Genomic DNA, 328 nt, shown 5'->3' with positions numbered 1-328 from the left:
CGCGTTCGGCTACCCGGTGATCGTGAAGCCGACCCTGGGCGCGGGCAGCCACTTCGTCTTCCGCTGCGACGACGAGACCGAACTGACCGAACGCTACGAGCAGGCCGCGCGCGGCATCCAGGACCTGTTCTGGGCCAACTCCGAGGCGGACGGCATCGACCTGGGCCCCAACGGGCTGCTCGTCGAGTCCTTCCTCGACGGCAAGGAGTACCTGATGGAGGCCGTCGCGTGGGACGGCGAGGTGTACCTCGGGTCGGTGGTGGACCGCATCACCGCCGAGGGCGGGACGTTCGACGACGACGTGCACCACGCGCCGACGTCGATGAGC

At 69.2% G+C, this 328-nt stretch carries 1 protein-coding gene; it reads left to right on the top strand.

Annotated features, from left to right (window positions below; translation table 11 throughout):
- Nucleotides 1-16: 16 nt before the first annotated feature.
- Nucleotides 17-328: ATP-grasp domain-containing protein (locus ADK67_RS13455; protein WP_269435995.1), on the top strand; the 312-nt coding region annotated here is incomplete at its 3' end.

This window comes from Saccharothrix sp. NRRL B-16348 (assembly GCF_001280085.1).
GTDB lineage: Bacteria > Actinomycetota > Actinomycetes > Mycobacteriales > Pseudonocardiaceae > Actinosynnema.
This window is presented reverse-complemented; position numbering and strand designations above follow the sequence as displayed.